Annotated in this window: 14 protein-coding genes and 1 tRNA gene; 9 read left to right on the forward strand and 6 right to left on the reverse strand. The window is 47.4% G+C overall.

Going from position 1 to position 20032, the window contains the following annotated elements:
- The first annotated feature begins 240 nt into the window (after positions 1 to 240).
- Together Undi14_RS13660 and Undi14_RS13665 are read left to right on the forward strand one after the other, a co-directional pair.
- Complete coding sequence (locus tag Undi14_RS13660; protein ID WP_234030606.1) at positions 241 to 723, forward strand: thioesterase family protein; 483 nt, start codon at positions 241 to 243, stop codon at positions 721 to 723.
- 356 nt (positions 724 to 1079) lie between these two features.
- Positions 1080 to 3164, forward strand: a complete 2085-nt coding sequence (locus Undi14_RS13665; RefSeq protein WP_200180909.1) for a diguanylate cyclase domain-containing protein — start codon at positions 1080 to 1082, stop codon at positions 3162 to 3164.
- Between the two features lie 257 nt (positions 3165 to 3421).
- Here the strand turns inward: Undi14_RS13665 and Undi14_RS13670 are convergent, their stop codons facing one another.
- The 5 genes from Undi14_RS13670 to Undi14_RS18470 form a co-directional block, all read right to left on the reverse strand.
- The gene (locus Undi14_RS13670) at positions 3422 to 6334 is read right to left on the reverse strand and encodes a hybrid sensor histidine kinase/response regulator (RefSeq protein ID WP_200180911.1); all 2913 of its coding nucleotides are present in this window, start codon (positions 6332 to 6334) and stop codon (positions 3422 to 3424) included.
- A 239-nt stretch (positions 6335 to 6573) separates the two neighbouring features.
- Positions 6574 to 8130 (reverse strand): hypothetical protein, encoded by a 1557-nt coding sequence (locus Undi14_RS13675; protein ID WP_200180912.1) that lies wholly within the window; start codon positions 8128 to 8130, stop codon positions 6574 to 6576.
- Between the two features lie 11 nt (positions 8131 to 8141).
- The gene (locus Undi14_RS13680) at positions 8142 to 9371 is read right to left on the reverse strand and encodes a RimK family alpha-L-glutamate ligase (protein WP_200180913.1); all 1230 of its coding nucleotides are present in this window, start codon (positions 9369 to 9371) and stop codon (positions 8142 to 8144) included.
- A gap of 14 nt (positions 9372 to 9385) precedes the next feature.
- Positions 9386 to 10858, reverse strand: a complete 1473-nt coding sequence (locus Undi14_RS13685) for a pyridoxal-dependent decarboxylase (protein WP_234030607.1) — start codon at positions 10856 to 10858, stop codon at positions 9386 to 9388.
- A 635-nt stretch (positions 10859 to 11493) separates the two neighbouring features.
- Positions 11494 to 13173, reverse strand: a complete 1680-nt coding sequence (locus Undi14_RS18470) for a methyl-accepting chemotaxis protein (protein ID WP_304941616.1) — start codon at positions 13171 to 13173, stop codon at positions 11494 to 11496.
- 500 nt (positions 13174 to 13673) lie between these two features.
- On the opposite strand from Undi14_RS18470, the gene Undi14_RS13695 reads away from it, so the two are divergent.
- The 7 genes from Undi14_RS13695 (at position 13674) to Undi14_RS13725 (ending at position 19023) form a co-directional block, all read left to right on the forward strand.
- Complete coding sequence (locus Undi14_RS13695) at positions 13674 to 14408, forward strand: hypothetical protein (protein ID WP_200180914.1); 735 nt, start codon at positions 13674 to 13676, stop codon at positions 14406 to 14408.
- A 398-nt stretch (positions 14409 to 14806) separates the two neighbouring features.
- Positions 14807 to 15280 (forward strand): hypothetical protein, encoded by a 474-nt coding sequence (locus tag Undi14_RS13700; protein WP_200180915.1) that lies wholly within the window; start codon positions 14807 to 14809, stop codon positions 15278 to 15280.
- Positions 15281 to 15400: 120 nt separating this feature from the next.
- On the forward strand, positions 15401 to 15850 hold the full coding sequence (locus tag Undi14_RS13705) for a hypothetical protein (protein WP_200180916.1): 450 nt from the start codon (positions 15401 to 15403) through the stop codon (positions 15848 to 15850).
- A gap of 101 nt (positions 15851 to 15951) precedes the next feature.
- Entirely contained in the window at positions 15952 to 16599 is a 648-nt protein-coding gene (locus Undi14_RS13710) for a hypothetical protein (protein WP_200180918.1), read from the forward strand.
- A 113-nt stretch (positions 16600 to 16712) separates the two neighbouring features.
- Entirely contained in the window at positions 16713 to 17213 is a 501-nt protein-coding gene (locus tag Undi14_RS13715) for an excalibur calcium-binding domain-containing protein (protein ID WP_370589957.1), read from the forward strand.
- Between the two features lie 534 nt (positions 17214 to 17747).
- On the forward strand, positions 17748 to 18149 hold the full coding sequence (locus tag Undi14_RS13720; RefSeq protein WP_200180920.1) for a DUF2750 domain-containing protein: 402 nt from the start codon (positions 17748 to 17750) through the stop codon (positions 18147 to 18149).
- 76 nt (positions 18150 to 18225) lie between these two features.
- The gene (locus Undi14_RS13725; RefSeq protein ID WP_200180922.1) at positions 18226 to 19023 is read left to right on the forward strand and encodes a hypothetical protein; all 798 of its coding nucleotides are present in this window, start codon (positions 18226 to 18228) and stop codon (positions 19021 to 19023) included.
- Between the two features lie 621 nt (positions 19024 to 19644).
- Here Undi14_RS13725 and Undi14_RS13730 read toward each other — a convergent pair.
- Positions 19645 to 19734 (reverse strand) — tRNA-Ser (locus Undi14_RS13730).
- Between the last annotated feature and the right edge of the window lie 298 nt (positions 19735 to 20032).

Here is a 20032-nt window from a genome sequence, read left to right on the forward strand (position 1 = left end):
TTCACTCTTCCGAGTTTCGCTTCGCATCGTTGTGTGCGTCAGCAGCAGAGAAACGAGATTATGAAGTACTTCTCACTCACTGTCAACTCCCTTCGCCCTTTCGCTTCGCTTTTTCTTCTCAGCTTAAATAGTCACCCAACTGCGAACCATTGTTGATTCCAATTTCAAGCTTTAGATAAGGCGCAACGACTTCCTGATCGCCAGGCCTAAAATCATCGGATAATCATTGCATTGAGAGCCATGACAGATGCGGTAAACTATCAAACTTCTCCACGCAAGACGGAATACATGATGACTTGGGATTACCCGCAGCCTTATACACTAAAGCTGACGCCAGCAAGCAGCGACATCGATGGTCTCCATCACACAAACAACGCTGTATATGTTCAGTGGTGTGAAGTGATCGGATGGGCGCATTCGGAGCAATTGGGTCTCAGTCTCAACAACTATCAAGAACTGAATCGGGCGATGGCGATACGCCATGCCGAATACGATTACTTATCACCTTCAGTCCTCGGTGACCAACTCATACTCGGCACCTGGATTGTTGCCAGCGACGGAAAGCTGAATATGGAAAGGCATTTTCAATTAATCCGGGAAGCTGATCAGGCCATTATTATGCGCGGAAAATGGGACCTGGTTTGCATAGAAATCAGCACTGGAAAACCAAAAAGAATGCCACCGGAATTTTGCGATATTTATCTGCCTGCAATTGTGAAATAAGGCATTGCTCAGATTGATCAGCACCAACAGAAAACTTATCAAGTTCACATAAATTTACTTTTTACAAAAGTATTCTATGTAATCCTAACAGGCAATTATTAATAAAAATCACTATTTACGCTTGCTTTTGATCAAAACAAATTCTGACCGCAGTTGTTAGATTCAGTTTATAGATACAGAAATAACAGCTGGGCGAAATAGAGATTAATTTAAATAAGTTCGCCGAGTGATATCTTCGCCATCGCAACAAAAACAACAATAAATAACAGGGCTACTGAAAACACAGATGTAAATCAGAAACAGAGAAGCAACTGAATCGGCGTACATACAGCAACAAACATTTTTTAAGGTTCTTTATGTTGATTCACACACCGACAATGTTTTTGGTGATCGTAACAACGAGTTTTACGCTGGCATTGGCAATTGCCTGGATTTCGTATCGTAAAAATAATTCGCTGTTTAATCCGCTTTTCATGTGGTCGCTGGCTCTGGCTCTCCATGGTGGCGCCTATTTGCTATTCAGCTTGCGAGGCTACATCAATGATGCAGTCTCGATCATCGTCGGCAACTCATTTCTTTCCGCTGGCTTTGCCTTGTTTGGTGAAGCCATTTATCGATTTCATGATGAGCAACCAAACCGCTTAACTTTGTGGGCGCCGGTTGTATTTATCGCTATCAGCTTTAGCATGTTGCTGGATAACCAACAAGTTCGCTTGGTTATCAGCGCCCTGGTCTTTACTTTACAAAGTGCAGCCTTACTGGCATTCGCCATAAAAATGCGAAATAACACGATTGGACGAGGCCAATATATTATCGAAACAGGGCTAGTCTCAGTCATTGCAGCCATGATGTTGAGAGAGATCAGCTTTCTTCTGGGATCGACCAAATTAACATCGATCGCCGAATCCAATTCTATCCAGAGTTACACATTTATAACGGTGCTGGTCAGCCTGCTGTTACTCTCGATCGGATTTGTACTCATGACGCACGAGCGAGCAGAAAAACGCGCATTGGATAATCAGGCATTCACAAAATTCAGCAATAAAATCCTTGATCTTCTTTCGCTTAACCGACCTCTCGACGACATTTTGAATGCGATCATCAATGGCATTGAACGACTTCATCCGGAAATGTTATGCAGCATACTGTTACTTGATAAGCGCGGCAGATTCCTTAGCCGCATCTTTGCTCCCAGTCTGCCAGAGTTTTACAACAGCGCTATCCAGGGCGTCGAAATAGGTTTGGGCGTTGGCTCTTGTGGTACGGCAGCATATACAAAGCAGCGGGTAATTGCAGAAAAAATTGCAACCCATCCTTACTGGGTCTCTTATAAAGAACTGGCACTGCAAGCAGGGCTGGCATCATGCTGGTCGCAGCCAGTACTATCCTCTAACCAGAAAGTGCTTGGAACATTTGCTATTTATCACCGCGACGAACACGCCCCCGAGAGTAGCGATATTGAACTTATCGAAGCTGTTGCGAAACTCGCCAGTGTTGCTATCGAACGCAGTTCTTCCGTAGAGCAACTCAGAGAAAGTGAGAAACATTATCGTTTGCTGATCGAAACAGCGAACGAGGGTATTTGCGTCGTCAATGATGGTGTCTTGCGTTACGCCAATCCGAAACTCTGCGAATTGACCGGGTATGACGCAAATATACTCACAAACAAATCCATCATCGACCTCATCTATCACGAAGATCAGGCTATGGTGATAGAGAATCAGAAGAAATTACTCCTGACAACAGTCAACGATCTGAAATATGCCATCCGTATTTCGACCAGACACCGCGGCGTCCGCTGGTTTGAATTGAGCGGCGTCGCATTCGAGTGGCACGGCGACAATGCAAGCCTGAATTTTCTGACAGATATTCATGACCGCAAACTCATGGACGAAAAAATTCAGCAGCTCGCTTATCTCGATGCATTAACTCAGCTACCTAACCGGCGCTTACTGATAGAACATCTGAAGCAAGCATTAGCACGGAATATTCGCAATGCGAGTTATAGCGCACTGCTGTTTTTAGATCTGGATAATTTCAAACCACTGAACGACAAACACGGTCACAACGTTGGCGATATGTTGCTGATTGAAGTCGCACGTCGTCTGCAATTGTGTGTGCGTCAAACCGATACCGTCGCCCGCTTTGGCGGTGACGAATTTGTCATACTGATTACAGACATGGACGCAGACGAATCAAGTGCACACACACAGGCAGAAAATATCGCAAAAAAAATTCTTTCTGCTGTGGCTGATCCTTATTTGCTACAGACTGACAACAATGGGACAACAATCACCGTCGAGCATCGATGCACAGCCAGTATCGGCGTCATCACCTTCAATAACGGCGATAGCAGCGGCGAGAAATTGCTAGATCGGGCAGATGCCGCAATGTACCGGGCAAAACAGGAAGGTCGCAACACCATCCGTTTTTATCAATAAACATCAGCAAGTTTGCCTGATTCAGAATTGTAGTTAGAGAAACACATCACTGCATGAGCCCGGGTTGAAATAAACCTTCAGGCACGGGTCTTCTGTTGCAGGCACAATAAAATTTCTGCCAATTCAGCGTGTGTGCAGCAATCACGATATCCGCATATTTTTCTGTCTCTATTGCCTCAGCAATTGCATCAATACGCGGCAAATCAAACCCGGCAACCTCCGCTCTTTCCTCCGGAACGTGTGTCGTTTTCAGCTGATCACAGCTTACATTTATTAAGCACTTCAGCAATAACACTCATCAACTTTTCACCTCTCACCGGCTTGGATATGTAACCATCCATGCCCGCATTCAGACATAACTCCTTATCCTCGCTCATGGCATTCGCAGTCATAGCAATAATCGGAATATGGCCGCCGCTGACACGTTCCTTGTTTCGTATATTCACGGTCGCCTCAACCCCGCCCATGACGGGCATTTGCATATCCATTAAGATCAGATCAAATTTCCGGCGCTCAAGCAATTCCAACGCAAGCGCACCGTTGCCGCAGATTTGTATCTGATGTCCAGCCTTTTCCAGAATGACGGTAGCAATGCGTTGATTTATTTCATTATCTTCAACCAACAAAATACTCAGGCGGCTTTGCTGCAACTTATTTTCCGCAGACATTTCGACAGAAGATAAGGAGCGCACGTCATGATCAATAAACAATTGGCCAACAGCCGCCTTCAACTCCATCATTGAAAACGGCTTATTCAGATAAGCTAAATTCATTGACTGACAAAGATCAATATCCTGAGGCGTCAATGCAGATGTCAGCAACAATATTTTTGGTGCCTTTTTCAGGTGTGCCGTATTACCAACCTCGCTGCATGCCTCGATTAGCTGAAAGCTGTTCTTATCGGGCATGTGCGCATCCAGCACCAGTAAATCAATTTCTCGCCCGGCGTCAGTGAGTTTGACAAACTCATCCCAAAACGCCTGACCATCGCAAGCCTGAATAACTTTCATCCCAGATTGACGCAAAGTATCTGCCATCAGATTCAAGTGGGTTTGATTATCATCCGCAACCAGTACCTGCAAATCTGGAAACAAGGTTGCGGGTGGCAGACGGCTGGCTTCGGGCGCTGATTGGAATGGCAAAGTAAAACTAAATTTACTGCCAATGCCGACTTTACTTTCAACGGATAAGGTCCCTCCCATCAACTCGACCAAACGGGAAGAAATAGAAAGTCCCAAACCTGTTCCACCATATTTGCGGGTAATCGAATTATCCGCCTGCGAAAACAAATCAAAGATACTTCTGATTTTATCTTCAGCAATACCTATGCCGGTATCGATAATATTGAAATACAAATCAGCCTGCCGCCGCTCGTACTGCGTATATCGCACCTGAACAGTGATCTCACCTTTCGTGGTGAATTTAATTGCGTTGCCCAGGATATTGAGTAAGATTTGTTTCAGCCTGCCAGCATCGCCGATCACAAACTGGCAGATATCTGGCTGAATATCCAGAATCAGTTCAACGCCTTTTTTTTCCGCCTGCAAACCAAGCGGTTTAATCACCTCGTCCAGCACCCGGAATAAATCGAAATTCAGGCTTTCAAGATCAATCTTACCTGCGTCAATTTTCGACGAATCGAGAATGTCGTTAATCAGTACCAGCAAAGAATCTGCCGATGCTTTGATCATATTCACATATTCTCTTTGCTGCGGATTTAATTCCGTCTCCAGAACCAGCTCCGTCATACCAATCACGCCATTCATCGGGGTACGGATCTCGTGCGACATTGAAGCAAGGAACAAGCTTTTGGCAACATTGGCCGCCTCAGCCAATTCCTTCGCTTTCATCAATTCTGCTTCGTGTTGCTTTTGCTCAGTAATATCCTGAACTATCCCCATCACTCTCATGGGCTGATGTTCATCCGGCTTATTCATTTTTCCGATCGCCAGTATCCATCTTTCTGCACCGTCTATCGGCCTGATGATTCTGTATTCCCGTCGGAAAGTGCCGCTATTGAGCCGGACTTCGCGCATGGTCTTACGTTCATCTTCGAGGTCAGATGGATGAAGCAGCTTCAACCAGGCATCATAGGTTTTATCCGTATCGGGAGAAAGACCAAATATTTCGTCCATATTTGGCGAACTCTCGAAACGAAAAGTATTCAGATCAAAAGAGTAGCTACCAATACGCCCGACTTCTTGCGATTGCCGTAAAATTTCTTCCCGCTCTTCCAGCTTCAACTGCGCCGTATTTTTTTCATTAAACGCACGGAATAACATAAAAAACAGCAAAGCACTGATGAGGCTGAACACACCCGCAATGATCAGGACATTTCTCTTTGTTACTTGATACGGTACCAAAATGCCTGCAACAGACTCGCCAGTGATAAAGATCATCTGATATTCAGGCAAGCGCTGGTAACCGTAGATACGCTCCACACCGTCTATCCTGGAGATAATCTGAAAATTTCCCTGAGAAGGAACCCGATCATCTACAAAGCGACTGACGTCAATCATTATCCCTTTGTTCAGATCGATATCCGGTAAGCGAGCCAATACAAAGCCATTTTCTCTCGCTACTGTAATGGTAGCGTTGGAATTAACTTTTTCTGCAAATTTGGTAAACATATCGGGACTGACAGAAATCACCAGAACACCGTTGAACTGTCCGTCTTTAAAGATAGGCCGCGTAAACTGGATCGACCATTTTCCCGAAATTTTCCCCTTCAAGGGCTTGCTGATAAAAAAATTGTCTTTATGCGGGGCAAGCTGGTGAACACGAAAATGTTCGCGTTCACTCAGATCAACACGCTCGGATGGCTTGGCGAGATTCGAAAACTGCATAATGCCATCTTTATCAATGACGGCGACCTGAAAAGAAATGTCGTGAATAATCTCTTGCCGGCGCTGAACCAGTTCGGCGAATTCCTTCCAATCGCCCCGCCACGCTCTGCGAAGATCCAGCAGCGCTTCATTGAGACGCTTGATATTGGAGGAAGAGTATTCCGCAAAAATCTGCGCCTCCTCGGTGTTACGTATCTTTGCCTCGTTGAACACCGATTGATAACTACGATTCATTTCGTAAAAAGCGACAACCCACACCAATACCAACATCAGACTGAATAACAAAAAAAGTTGTAGCCGCAAACGCTTTTTTGCCATTTTCATGATGAGTGATGACCGTATGATATTGAGGTAAGAGTTATTGAAATGACGTCAGAAGGCGACGCTCAATGCAGATGAAAATCTGTATAACTACGCGATTCAAAAAACTAAAAGAGAACTCAAAAAAAGAATAATGAGTGCCTGATTACTGCCGCAGATTAGCACGAAATTTCTACCTGAAAATGGTGCTTAATCATTATTTACATTCCTGATGGCAACACATTCAGAATACAGATACGGGCCTAAGAATCACGCAGCAAGCTGAGCTGGCGTGCTGCATCCAATACCTCCATCGCTTTGGCAATGATTTCGTCTGCTTTATTTCCGCCACTTCTAATATCCGTCACATCGCTCAATGCCGCCGTGATAAGCCGCGCGCTCAGACACAGGCGCAAGGCACTGACAGGAATCTGTTGGCAAACGCCACAAGTCACTGGTTGTCCCACTTGCATACGCTTTTCATTTTGCAAGCGGCGGTACACCAACATCGTCTGGTCGCGACTCAGTGGCTCGCCGGAAGCGTGATGCAGCACAAACGGAAAAATCGTCGGCCATTGATCCCAGCCTGGCGTCGTCGCCAACACTTGTCTATCGGGCACAGGAACCGGTAACAACGTAAGGCCAGAATGCGCATCAAAATACGTCAATACCGCACGCCGGAACGCTTGCACAAACTGATTGATTGCGTCGTCAGGCAAGCTGCGAAATGCCCGTAATTCCGCCATCGCCGCCACCCAGCGCACCAGTAATCCGACATTCGCCTTCTTCTGCAAACCGTCCATTCCAGTCCAGGATGCAGGCCAGTCAGCGCGGCTGGAATAAGCATATAAACCTGCCGGTGCGGTTTGCTGCCTGTATCTGATTGCCGCTTCCGGCGGGAAAAATAAAGCACCGGAAAAACTGGGGCCAGAGATAAATTTTGAGCCCGTCACCGCAACTAAAAACTGCTGATCCAGATAAGCATTCAGCGTCGCATTCGTCAGCCTGAATTGGCACGCATCCACCAGCACCTCAAGCTGATCAGGAAATTGATTCCGCAACGCCAATGCACACTGCACGGAAGGCCCTATCATGCCGGTCTTGGTCACATCGGCCAACACCAGCAACACGCGCTTGTTGTGATGACACGCCTGCGTGACCAGCGCCTCGATTTCCCGGTCGATATCACCGGCGGCGCGTGGCTTTCCATCTGCCTCGCGCAAAGCGATGTTAACTAATTCAGATACGCCAAACTGCCCCACTTGCTGCCCCGGACTAACAGGCTCACCCAGCGCCGCACAATCGCTGAAATGCAAACCCTGCAACGCCGCAGGCACCGAGCTTCCGGTCTCGCCAGCCTCTACCATCACTATCATCGAAGGGCTTGAAGATGCCCCTGAAAATAGCTGCGATACGATTAAATGCAAATCGGTGCCAGAGGCTGCAAATGCCACATCCACCGCATCACCGGTCTGACACAACTGCTTTAATTCCTGACGCAGGCTCTGCATTTCCTGCTCATACAAGGAATACAGCGAATACTCCTTTTTGTCGCGATACGCTTCTACGATCTGCTGATAGACGCGATTTGCCGCCGCAAAACCGCGTTGAGAAATAGTCGATGCGGTTGCCGATCCAAATGCAAACGAGCTGTCTTGCGTACTTTGCGGCTCCACAGTACAGCCGTATTTATTCACACCGTACGTGTCCAGCGTAATACGCGAATCACCTCCATCAACCAGCAATTGCGCCAGCGTCGGAATACTCATGCCAGACGTGAATGCTGGTTTCAGAGCAGATAAAATAGCGTCGTTGCTCATGCGTCTCCTGCTTACTGCGCGCTCAATGTTGAAGCGGATGCGCGCTTGATTAACAAGTCTCTGAATGCCGCAAACAATTTTTTCATCGTCGCCTGTTTATAGGGAAACATCTCCACTGGGTCCATGGCGTGCACGATCATGTCGCTATCGACTTCAAATATGAGTAGCTTGCCGTCCGGCGTTTCACCACAATCGATGCCGACATAATCCAAGCCTAATTTGTCGTAGATTTCTTGCAGCGCCAGCGTGTGACGTGGCACAAATTCTGTATCAAAACTCGCCATAAAACGCTGCTCTTCTGCCCGCTTTTCGGCGCTTTCTGCCATGCCGGCATTCAGATAATGAATCATCCAATGCTGCGAAATTCCCATGTGTGCAATATACGGTTTGCCATCGATCAGCATGACCCTGTATTTTCTGAACTGACCGTCGGCGCTGCGATAGTCAACAAAGCGGGCGATGTAAAACTCGTCGCTCTGTATTTCCTGCAGGTAGCCAGCGATTTCCGCTGGCGACACCAGCTTCTCAAGACCATGCCCCGCATGTGAATCGAGCGGTCGCACGATGATAGGAAAGTCATCGCCGGGCAATAAATCGCCGATAGGTAATTCACCACGCCCGAGTTGCTCCAGCATCTGACGGGTAATGCGGCGCGACATCGGCATTTCGACGCCACGCGCCGATTGCAGTTGCAGATAAGCGCGGTCGCGCCCCAGATGGGCGATGCGTTCCGGCGCATTCACCACTGGCCGCGGCCATTGCGAGACAATTTCCTGTAAATCGAGCAGCAGCGTATGCTTGGCATCGGCCTCGCCAATCGCCACAAACATCACATCATGTTCAGGTAATTGATCCAGCGCTGGAATGCCCTGCCCCACGTACAACAAATCCAGATCGATGTCTGAATCTTCAACCAAAAAATCGACTGGCGTATTCGCCATCAGATCGCCATCGGTCAGCAGCGCCAGCAATTTAATTTTTGGCGGATGCGCTGCCGGCACAGAATACAAAGGCTGCTTTTTTAATGCTTCCATTTGCGTGCTCGCTGCCAATTCAGCGTGGCCGAGCAAAAGCAGCACCGTCGATAAATCCAGCATCGCATTCGCGTCATCGGGATACTGCTGCGCCCGCGCAATCAAGGCATTGGCCAAGGGTTTTAAATCTTCGCCTGCAAAAGCCCGCCGCATCAAAGGTGCGAGGCCGATATAGGTACTATGCTGAGATTCGTAAAGAGTAGTCATATCTGAAACCAGGTTTATTGTGCGGATTGCGCCAGCAGGTCGCCCTGCGCGATGGTGGCATTGATGAGTGCATCAATATCTTCGGCTCGGGTGCGATGATTCACAATCGCCGCACGTATCGCCAGTTGCCCACGAATGAATGTCGTTGATGGCGCACAGATGCCGCCCTCATGCAAAGCGACGACAATGTCTGCATTTAAGGCATCCAGATCTGCAATACGCTCACTGCGGTAACGAAAACACACGATATTTAAATTCACCGGCGCGAGTAATTCCAGCTTAGGATTTCCCTCCACCCGCTGCTTCAGGTATTGCGCCAGTTCGCAGGTGTGCGCAATCATTTTCCCCAGACGTTCTGTGCCATAGACCTGCAAAGTGAACCACGTCTTTAAAGCGCGGAAGCCACGCGACAAATCCGGCCCGAAATCACAAGGCCAGGGCGAACCACCTGCCAGCCCTCTGGTTTCCCGCCGCAAATAACCGACCGGCGCAGAAAAGGTCGCCAGATGCGCCTCGCGGTTTCTGACCAGAATAAAGCCAGCGTCGTAAGGCACCTGCATCCACTTATGAAAATCAAATGCCACCGAATCTGCGCGTTCTATACCCGCCAGCCGTGGTGACAGTTCAGGTGATAACATCGCCAGCGCACCGAATGCACCATCAATATGAAACCAGATTTTTTCTTGTGCCGCGATCTCGGCAAGCGTACTCAGATCATCAATCGCGCCGGCATCCACCGAGCCAGCGGTGCCTGCGATAAAAAATGGCGTCAGCCCGGCAGCGCGATCTGCCGCAATCGCCTCGCGCAACAAAGCGGTATCCATTTCAAATTGGCTGGTCATCGGAATCATGCGCAAGGCATCCCTGCCGATGCCGGCAATATCCATCGCCTGCGCGATGCAACCATGCGCCCCCGCCGAGGTGTAGGCGACCAGACGCTGCTCATAGGAAGCCAGACCTGTTTTCCGCACCTCCGTTCCCAGCGCCACCGAACGTGCCACCAGCACCGCGATGAAATTCGCCATCGACGTGCCCGTCACAAACAAGCCACTCGCGGTTTCAGGGAAACCAAACAAGGTACTGACCCAGCGGCTGACCTGACGCTCCACGTCAATCGGAATATGATTGCGCCCGCCCAGATTCGCATTCAGCCCGGCTGCCAGCATCTCCGCCAGCGTGCCGACCGGATTGCCGCCGCCCTGCACCCAGCCCATGAAACCGGGATGACTGTTTCCCACCGAGTACGGCAGAATATCCTGCATAAACTGCTGATGCACCGCGGCCAAATCGCCCACGCCCTGCGGCAAACCCTGCTGAAATTTCGCCCGCACCTCTTCAGGAATTGGCTGCCATACCGGCCGCTCGCGAATATGCTCTGCGTAATCCAGAATATCGTCCAGCATGCGATGCCCCTGGGCACGCAGCGTGCTCCAGTCGGCCGGGTCCAGCGTCGCTGAATCCATTGTAGGTAAAGTTGGTGTTGCCATAATCCGCTCATCAATAGATTGTCGTATAGACGCATTATCTCTGAGACTCGCCGGATTTAAGCCAGAAACAAGCGATCTTTTGCGGTCTTTATTCAAATCACGGCAAATTCCCGCCGAATCCATTCGCCACACACATGCAACTTGCGCCGCCACATCAGCCAGGCACCGACGCCAGACACACCACGCACCTCCTCAGATTGCCTATTTTTGCCTGTCAATGAGAAAAATATACTGGGGGGGAGTATTTTTAAACGCCCTTATTTTCTGCTGAGAAGATGGCATTTTTGGCACATACTCCCCTATTTTTGCAAAAACCGTGATTCATCGTCCGATGAAAGGCGAACTGAAAAGTAGAACGATGCGAGGCTGTGAGCTACCGATAGCAGTCAGCACTCAATGATGCTGGTCAGTGCGTTAATGAACGCCCCAGTTTTTCGGGAGCAACTGTATTGAAGTGTATTGATTTGGCGGCAGATGATAACTGGAATGAAAACAGCGGCAAATACACTGTTTTTTGCGAAGGAATGGGCAAGCACTGAAGAAAAACCTCAACATCCAGTCAGATTGTTTTTCGTCTGCACGTCGCAAGGATGGGGTTCACTGCGACGTGCAAAGCTTGCTGTAAAAATGCTTGCTTATTTAATCAGTCTGGTTGTCGATGCACGCGGCTGGGCAACCGTCGCGCCGGATTTCTGAATGCGGGCTTTCGATGCGGCATTTTGCGTCGTCTGCGCATGATTCAGTTTAAATACGGCCACGGTCTCTGCTAACTGACTTGCTTCATCACGCATCGATGCTGCAGCCGCAGCAGCTTGTTCGACCAGGGCGGCATTTTGTTGAGTGACCTGATCCATCTGATCAATCGCAAAATTCACTTGCTCAATACCGCTGCTTTGTTCCTGACTCGCCGCCATGATCTCCGCCATGATGTCGGTCACGCGTTTCACACTGGTGACGATTTCATCCATCGTCGTGCCAGCTTGTTCCACCAGCTTACTGCCGGCATCGACTTTTTCTACCGAATCACCAATCAATGCCTTAATTTCTCTGGCAGCAGTTGCAGAACGTTGTGCAAGATTACGTACTTCGCTGGCAACAACCGCAAAACCTCTGCCCTGCTCGCCTGCACGCGCCGCTTCGACCGCTGCATTTAACGCAAGAATATTGGTCTGAAACGCGATACCGTCAATGACCGCAATAATGTCGACAATCTTTTTGGATGAACCATTAATGGAACTCATCGTATCAACCACTTGCGACACCACTTCGCCGCCTTTGACAGCAACGCCCGACGCAGTCACGGCCAGCTGATTCGCTTGTTTGGCGTTATCCGCATTTTGTTTTACGGTCGTGGTTAATTCTGACATCGAGGTCGAAATATTTTCCAGCGACGTCGCCTGTTGTTCGGTGCGTACAGATAAATCCTGATTGCCGGAGGCAATTTCTGACGAGCCGGTTGAAATCGTATCCGTAGTGCTGCGAACCCGCCCAACGATACTCACCAGACTGTCACGCATTTCTTTCATCGCCGACAGCACACTGGTCTGGTCACGCGCATCAACTTGAATATTGATACTCAGATCGCCAGAGGCAATACTGCGGGCGATAGCACTCGCATCTTTCGGTTCACCACCTAATGCCCGGGAGATATTGCGCGCAATCAGCGTCGCGACGACGCCACCGAGAACAAGTGCGGCAAAACAGGTAATCAGCATCAGGGTTTGAAAGCCGCCTGCGGTGGAACGGGCAAGCGTTGATTCATGACGATTCAGATTTTCTTCAAAATCAATCAGTTTGTTAATACGGCTCAGCCACTCTACAAAAGCCGGGCGAGCTTCACTGAGCATCATTTGTTTAGCCTGATCCAGATCGCCAGCGCGGCGCAATTCGATCACTTGCTTAATCATAGGCAGTGTTTTTGCCTCGATCTCTTTGATGCTTTCTAAAATTTTCTTTTCTTCGTTGGTGATGTCCTGACGCTCACTGAATATTTTATCCAGCGGTGCCGCAGACTTATCGTAATCAGCGGATAAACTGCTAATTTTCGCCACGACAGAGTTAAGCTCAGTATCGTTTTGCACCAGAATCACGTCACGCAGAGCGATCGCCCTGTCATGCACGCTACCGCGAAAATTAATCGCATACCGCTGTTTGACACTGTTCACATCACCAATCGTCGTCAATCCGGTGGAGATAGAATTGACCTGCACAATCCCGACGATGGTCAGCACCGTCATCATGGATAACACCAAAGCAAACCCCAGACCTATCCTGGCCTTGAGGGTAAGATCGCTAAATAAATTTGTATTCATCATGCCTCTGAATCATTAATTTTTTTCGAGTAAACCTGAACAACATCGCAGAACAGACTCTGTGAGATGCACTGGATGTGATGACATTGAATAAGCCAGCCTTTTGCCCCCAGCCTGAAAATAGCAATTGAAATAAAGGTTTCAAAAAAATTTATATCAACAATTTCCAAAGCTGAATTGCCAAGCGGCAATGTAACACCATTACAAGCGCCTTGCTGATAGCGACAAATTGCTTAAATTTTTGTCTTTAAAAATGACTAACGACGCATGCTTTCTCATGACAGATCAAGTCAGCTTCGAGAAAAGAATTTCTCTTGATATTAGACAGAAAATCGATTTTTTTGCGCAACAAACCGAAGCTTCAAATTCACAACTTTTTGCAACCAGTCTGCTTGATATGCATCACTAATAAAGTTTTTATTTAAACTGAGTATTATTTTTTTTGCATTTCCAATGTATCCTGTTTGTATAGGGATTTATACAATAATTTACAAAAGGAAAATATGAAAAAAACTTATTTTGCATTACTTGCGCTTCCACTTTTTTTAGTTGCATGCGGAGGTGGCGGCTCATCTGGATCTACATCTACGCCTGCACCAACTATAGACCCAAATTTAACCGTTCCATTTAAAGCAGCAATGGCGTCAGTAGTAACAAGTGGGATAACAGGTAGTTTTAATATTTCGGGGTGGGCTATCGTGAACTCTCAACAAGTTCCCGTGACTGGTAGCGGAACTTACACGCAAGGTATGAGTTCAGGAGCCACTCTTTTCACACCAACTGGCCAGGCTGCATCTTTAAAACAAATGGTCAGCATAAACGCGACCATTAATGCAAATGGCTCCATTGGAAGTGCGAACGGAACGGCATACAACTACTATGACCCAGCGACATTTTCGCTTTTGGCAGTATCGAATACAAACACAACGATATTTTTTACGCCATATACGATACCGACAAGCGTAAAAGCACAAACAAATGGGCTGCTTGGGACTGCCTCTGATTACAGAACACTCGCTACCACCATGTCCCAAACTTATTCGGTTGCTCAAGACACCGCATCATCCCTGCTCGTTACAGTAAACCTCGAACAAAGTATGCAGCCGGTAGGCAAAATCTCACAATCATCTACCGTTTATAGAGTTACATCGTCCGGCGGAATAAAATTCGTTTCAATTAATCAGCAAGCATTTAACCAAGGAACAACTACCTCAAATTTAAATTTCACATTTAATTAAGAGATTAAATTTCGACCACCACAAAAGAAAAAAGACCGCCAGATGCGGTCTTTTTTCCATAGGGGAAGGCAAATCTCATTCTGAGACCCTCATGGATAAACGATCTATATATTTTTTTAGTAAATCGCATGCCCAATTAATCCTGTATGGCGCAAATGTCGCATTCGCCCTGCAGCAAATGGGTCACAGATATTTAAAACGCAAGTATTGTCGCACCTGATTCAGCAAACGTGGTTTTGTGGGGTGATGCTTTTGCCCATTTAGTTACACTGCATATTTAATCAGTACAACCAAATATAGCCAATATCCATGCGGCTTTCAAAGGGATTGCAACATATTGACAGTTTGTCTATTGATGGTTAATGTTGCAAAATGAAAATTAAAACACGTTAGCGGTCATGACACTCACTATCGATTTCAATCTCGCAGGAACTGGTTGGGCAGACTGTATAGTCCAATTCAATGAGACTAAATGTGAAATTTCTGCCTCATATCTTTCTGATGCACTTGGTTCGTTGGTTGTTTGTGGCGTTGCCGTTTTGGCGGGCGTGCATAGCATTTCTGTTGGATTCGATGAAGAGCCTGGCGAATATCGTTGGGCTGTAACTAGTGGCGATGGCAACCAAGTCCGTGTAGTGATTCTTTCATTTCCTCAGTTATGGGGAAATCGCCCTGATTCTGAAGGTGACCCGTTGATTGCCTTCGAGTTGACTCGGCTCGAATTCGGAATTGCCGTTCGTGATGCAGCGTCAAAAGTGTTAGCACAGCATGGCGAGGCTGGTTACAAATCGCGTTGGGTTCAGCATGATTTTCCTACTAGTTCGCTTACCTTATTGAATGATTACATTTCGCGGAGAGAACGTGACCGCTAACACGACGCTCGACACGGAAACTGCGCATGCAGGAATTTCGATGTTCGGCATTTCATCAATCACTTGCTCTTCGGTTTCAGTGCGATGTGCGCAGTTCCGATCAGCCCAGCGTTAGCCATCATGAGTGACCCATCAATTACAGATGTTCCGTACCTTTGGAATCGAGATGGTTCATTGAGGGACGTTTATTTTACTGATACCGGAATTGAACATTGGAAGAAATTCTTCCTATCCATTCAGGAGTTTCAATATCAGTATTCGTTCGATGGTGACGCAAAAGAAATTTCGTCCGTAGAAGCAATTTTTTCGAATCGCGAAGGTCACCATGTACTTTCAATCCACGTAAGTGGTGTTACAGTAAATTGCCATTTCTTTGTTGTTGATGAGATTGAACTTGATATTGATCCGCGAGAAGTGAAAGGGCAATTTGAGCATGAGGCAATACTTAAGTTTATCGAGTCATTGTCTATGGCAATTGATCGGCCAGCGAGTCTCACGCCGGAGAATGGCTTTGAAACACCTTATCTTTACTTTGAGAATAACAAGAGCGTTTGGTCAATATGTGGCTAACAAAACTTTCGACGGAGAGTCGCCGATGATGACTTCACTTCTATTTATAACCACGGCGGCGACCCCGTCAAATCTGCGTTATGCATTTCTAGGGAATAACGATGGCATATAAACCTCTGAGAAAAGACTTAACTGAAACAACACAAAAATGTGACTTTTGCCCCAGATTTTTGACATCTTTAAAAGCATATGTCCTTGAGGAAACAGAAACTGGAAAAATTGCTTATGCTGGCCCAAAGTGTGCCGAAGACAATTTGGCACACGGCTATTCGATAAAAGGCATACCAGATCTTACAAAATTCACTCTATCAAAAGATGTTGGAAATGAACATGGGGGTGTGGGAGGGGGTGGTAATAATGCCGGAGCCATCAACAATCCTCGGCGCCAAGCTATCGAGTACATAATATTGCGAGAAGAAAAACTTGTTAGCGAACTAAACTGTTCCTATCCAGTTCTGAAAAATTATTATGAATCAATGCAGGATAAAGAGTTGACGGATTCAGAAATTTCCCACATCAATAACATTGAAAATAAAGCTCCGCATAATCTGAAACTATCTGTGTTGCAACGCTGTTACAACTATTTATTTTGGATTGATATTGCAATTGATAAGTTACCGGATAATAAAACCGATTTTCTCAAAGACATTAGGAGCAAAGTAGTACGAAGAGCCACTCTCTCCAATGAGCAAAAAACAGCAGTAAATAAATGGCTTGAGAATATTGATGGTGTTCCATGCCTCAAATAAAATGCATAACCCGACATTCAACCCGGACTCCGCAAAAGCGCGGAGCCGGTTAATTTCACGTTAGCCCTTTCATATGCGCATAGACGGCACTCTCGTAAAATGGAACGATGACCGTGGATTTGGGTTTATCGCCCCCCGCTCAAGGTGGTTCCGAGATATTCGTTCACGTTTCCACGTTCCCGAGAGACGGACAGCGACCCAGAGTCGGCGAACGGCTCTCGTTTGAGATAGAAACCGACAAAAATGGAAAGAAGCGCACAACAAATCTTGTATGCCTGGATCGTCAAGTCCAGCACGCCACCCGCCAACACACGCCCACGCGTCGCCGCGAAAACCGAAGTGTTTTCGGGCGTTTTGTTCAGCTTGCCGTTGTCGTTGCCTTGATCGCCTACGGTTATGTCGAGTATTCACGCCGTGCGGCCCCTAAATCGGCCGTCGATGCTCAAACCAGTGAGCAAACCACCTCGGCAGTTTTTCAGTGCGATGGTCGAACTCTTTGCTCACAAATGACTTCGTGTGCTGAAGCTACGTTCTTTTTGAAAAACTGTCCCAACGTCAAGATGGACGGCAACTACGACGGTGTACCTTGCGAGCAGCAGTGGTGCAACAAATGAGTGCTCTTCCTTTTCCTCGCCCGCCAAGGGCTAACCCGGCGCTCAACCTCGCTCCTTTCAGTCGCTGGACGCTGCGCGATAAAGCTGCGCAGCGCCGGTTAACTCGGCGTTAAGTTTCAATGATCCAAATACTCCGCAGACTTTCATGGTTTTATCTATGTTTTGCCTTGCTCGCAATCGCAGCTAATGTTTTTGTCGCGAGGACTACCGAATATGGCGATCAAACAGCGAGTTGTAACTTTTATGATGCGATGCTTATAGGTATCGAATGCCGTAATTTTTTTGGCTCAAATGCTGTCGAGTTATTCCTAAATTGGCCATTTTGGTTTCTTTACTGTCCAATGTTCGCTTTTTTTTCACTTTGGGCATTGGTTGGTGTGATACTTATCTGGGCACCGATCATATTCCTTCTCTGGACTTATTTACGGAGAAAAAATGCAACTTAACAGGACGATCGATAGGGAATCGCGAATGATAATTTTGGTTTTATTTAAGTCCATGAAGGCGATCCCTTCATCTCTGCGTTAAATCTTTATGGCTGATAGCTACCGTTTCTCAGAACAGGAACATGCATCGGTTACCCGGTTAGAGGGATCGGAGCGTTATGAACACTTCGTCAAACGTGTTGCCGACTGGCAGAATGTATGGGGACTAAAAAACGAAACTGGCTGGGTATCAGCGGAAGACGATTCTGGAAATCGCGGCATCCCTGTTTGGCCTCATCCTGATTATGCTGCGGCTTGCGCAAAGGATGAATGGGCGGGAAATCAACCAACGCCTATCGAGGTTCAGGAATTTGTCGCAATATGGTTGCCAAATATGGCGAATGACAATGTTCACGTTGCAGTGTTTCCAACGACAAGCATGAAAGGTGTAATGGTACCAGCGCTGCAGTTGAGAGATGACTTACAAGAGGAACTAGCGGATTATGAATAATCTCAGATTTAACATGTCGCTCGACACCCACGCTGCGCGTGGGTCAGCTTGGCGTTGGGCACCTTGGTAACGGGACATGTTTCGCCTACAGAAAATATCAAACTTCGGAACATCCACTCCTGCTGTGGCGAGAACGGCCTTACAGGGGCGAGAGCTCCTGCAGTTCCTTAGCTGTCCAGAACCTCAAAAGGAAGCCGCAATTGCCGTGTTGTTTGAGCTACAACGGCATTTGGTTAAGTGTGTGGAGATTTGTGATCCGCTTGTAGGGGAGGTTGCTGCTGGCCGTGCAGAGATTGAGTCGCATGGCTTCAAACAGGCAGGTCGCGGAGCAATTTCACTACCCGGGGTCAGCGATCTTCAGTCGAAGTCAGAGACATTTCTTCAGTCTGCGAAACTCGCCATCGCCGAGACTGGAAATTTAGTCAAGCCGTTCTATGGCGTTGGGTTTGGTCACAAATATCAAAAATTTTCAGCTTGGTCGAAAACCAAGTTCGGTGTGTCCGATGACTTTGCTATGATGGTAGAAAGTTGGGAGCCATATGTTAAACGGATTGTCGAAATGCGTAACGCAGTCGACCATCCATCCGAATCACCCAGAGGTCGACTCGTGACGACCAACTTTAGTATCACGCATGATGTTACTGGTGATGCGCTTGTTGATCCGCACTGGGGGCTTACTGGCGAACCACTCAAGCCGGTTCTCACTGACTTTGAAGCCATCATCGAAAAGACCATCATTCTCGGTGAGAATGTGCTCGTCGGACTGTTCTATAAGTTGAAGGGCAACGCACCCTTTGAGATTCGTGAGATACCTATCCACCAGCGCGACCCGGCGAATCCGCGTCGCCTTACTGTCGGGTTTCTGGGTACATAAGGTGCCCAACCCATCATTCCATCGGACGCTGCGCGATAAAGCCGCGCAACGCCGGTTAGCTCAAGCGGCAGAGCGCTTCAATGCGAATCTTCGATCACGTTGATCCAAAGCCGAAGGTATCAAAAACGTCAGCACGCACCTGCATACATGTTGCTCATCGCTTTCACATTAGCCGGGATTCGTTTCTTCGCTTTCAAGTTAATTGATTCCCACCTTAGTCAAGACGCAATGTGGCAGTTCGAATACCTCCCCCTCGGGGTACTTGATTTTCCTGTCTCTATTGTATATTTCACATTACCAATTCCATTTGGCGAGGAATTCTTAGGGCCAATCTGGTGGTTTGCTTTTCCAATTCTTATTTGGAGGCATTACCAAAAACGAAAGCGCACCTCAGAAACAACTTTATAATCAACAAGCACACATGGCTTCAGGTTGCATATCAGTTGGGGGGTAGCAAGTTTTGGCATTTTGCATCCATGCCTTTTAGGTGAGTTCATCCATGGATGCAAAAAAGTGGGATGCCAATGTGTCTTCTGGCATGTCCTGAAACCAAAAACCCGCGTACTCACTGGGAGATACGCGGGTTTTTGGGGTTTCTTGGAACTGCTTGAAACTTAATTCTGGCGGAGAGAGGGGGATTCGAACCCCCGATACCTGTTACAGTACGCCTGATTTCGAGTCAGGTACATTCAACCACTCTGCCACCTCTCCGGCTTTGGTTGTTCGCTATAAAACGAAGCCGCCGATTATAGCAAAGAAATCTTTGCTTTCCTAGCAAAGTGCAATTCGATCACGCACCCATTCGATCGTGCTGATTTAAATTTATTCCCACAAAGCAATAATGACACGCGCTTGTCATATCAACTATTTATATTGTTGCTATTGATTGTTTTTGCGTCTGCAGCCTGAAAAGCCAGCGGCGCGTTTTTGGGAAAGCCGCCGAATGAACAGCGCAGCGTCTGAGGAAAGAATGGCCATCGTGCATCAGCACCTGGCAACCGCCACTATT

It is taken from the genome of Undibacterium sp. 14-3-2, from assembly GCF_016595265.1.
GTDB classification, from domain to species: domain Bacteria; phylum Pseudomonadota; class Gammaproteobacteria; order Burkholderiales; family Burkholderiaceae_D; genus Undibacterium; species Undibacterium aquatile.

What these genes read in the sequence shown, in the direction of transcription:
- Undi14_RS13660 (WP_234030606.1), top strand. Translation starts at nt 241, where the DNA reads ATGACAGATGCGGTAAACTATCAAACTTCTCCACGCAAGACGGAATAC.
- Undi14_RS13665 (WP_200180909.1), top strand. Translation starts at nt 1,080, where the DNA reads ATGTTGATTCACACACCGACAATGTTTTTGGTGATCGTAACAACGAGT.
- Undi14_RS13670 (WP_200180911.1), bottom strand. Translation starts at nt 6,334, where the DNA reads ATGAAAATGGCAAAAAAGCGTTTGCGGCTACAACTTTTTTTGTTATTC.
- Undi14_RS13675 (WP_200180912.1), bottom strand. Translation starts at nt 8,130, where the DNA reads ATGAGCAACGACGCTATTTTATCTGCTCTGAAACCAGCATTCACGTCT.
- Undi14_RS13680 (WP_200180913.1), bottom strand. Translation starts at nt 9,371, where the DNA reads ATGACTACTCTTTACGAATCTCAGCATAGTACCTATATCGGCCTCGCA.
- Undi14_RS13685 (WP_234030607.1), bottom strand. Translation starts at nt 10,858, where the DNA reads ATGGCAACACCAACTTTACCTACAATGGATTCAGCGACGCTGGACCCG.
- Undi14_RS18470 (WP_304941616.1), bottom strand. Translation starts at nt 13,173, where the DNA reads ATGATGAATACAAATTTATTTAGCGATCTTACCCTCAAGGCCAGGATA.
- Undi14_RS13695 (WP_200180914.1), top strand. Translation starts at nt 13,674, where the DNA reads ATGAAAAAAACTTATTTTGCATTACTTGCGCTTCCACTTTTTTTAGTT.
- Undi14_RS13700 (WP_200180915.1), top strand. Translation starts at nt 14,807, where the DNA reads ATGACACTCACTATCGATTTCAATCTCGCAGGAACTGGTTGGGCAGAC.
- Undi14_RS13705 (WP_200180916.1), top strand. Translation starts at nt 15,401, where the DNA reads ATGAGTGACCCATCAATTACAGATGTTCCGTACCTTTGGAATCGAGAT.
- Undi14_RS13710 (WP_200180918.1), top strand. Translation starts at nt 15,952, where the DNA reads ATGGCATATAAACCTCTGAGAAAAGACTTAACTGAAACAACACAAAAA.
- Undi14_RS13720 (WP_200180920.1), top strand. Translation starts at nt 17,748, where the DNA reads ATGGCTGATAGCTACCGTTTCTCAGAACAGGAACATGCATCGGTTACC.
- Undi14_RS13725 (WP_200180922.1), top strand. Translation starts at nt 18,226, where the DNA reads ATGTTTCGCCTACAGAAAATATCAAACTTCGGAACATCCACTCCTGCT.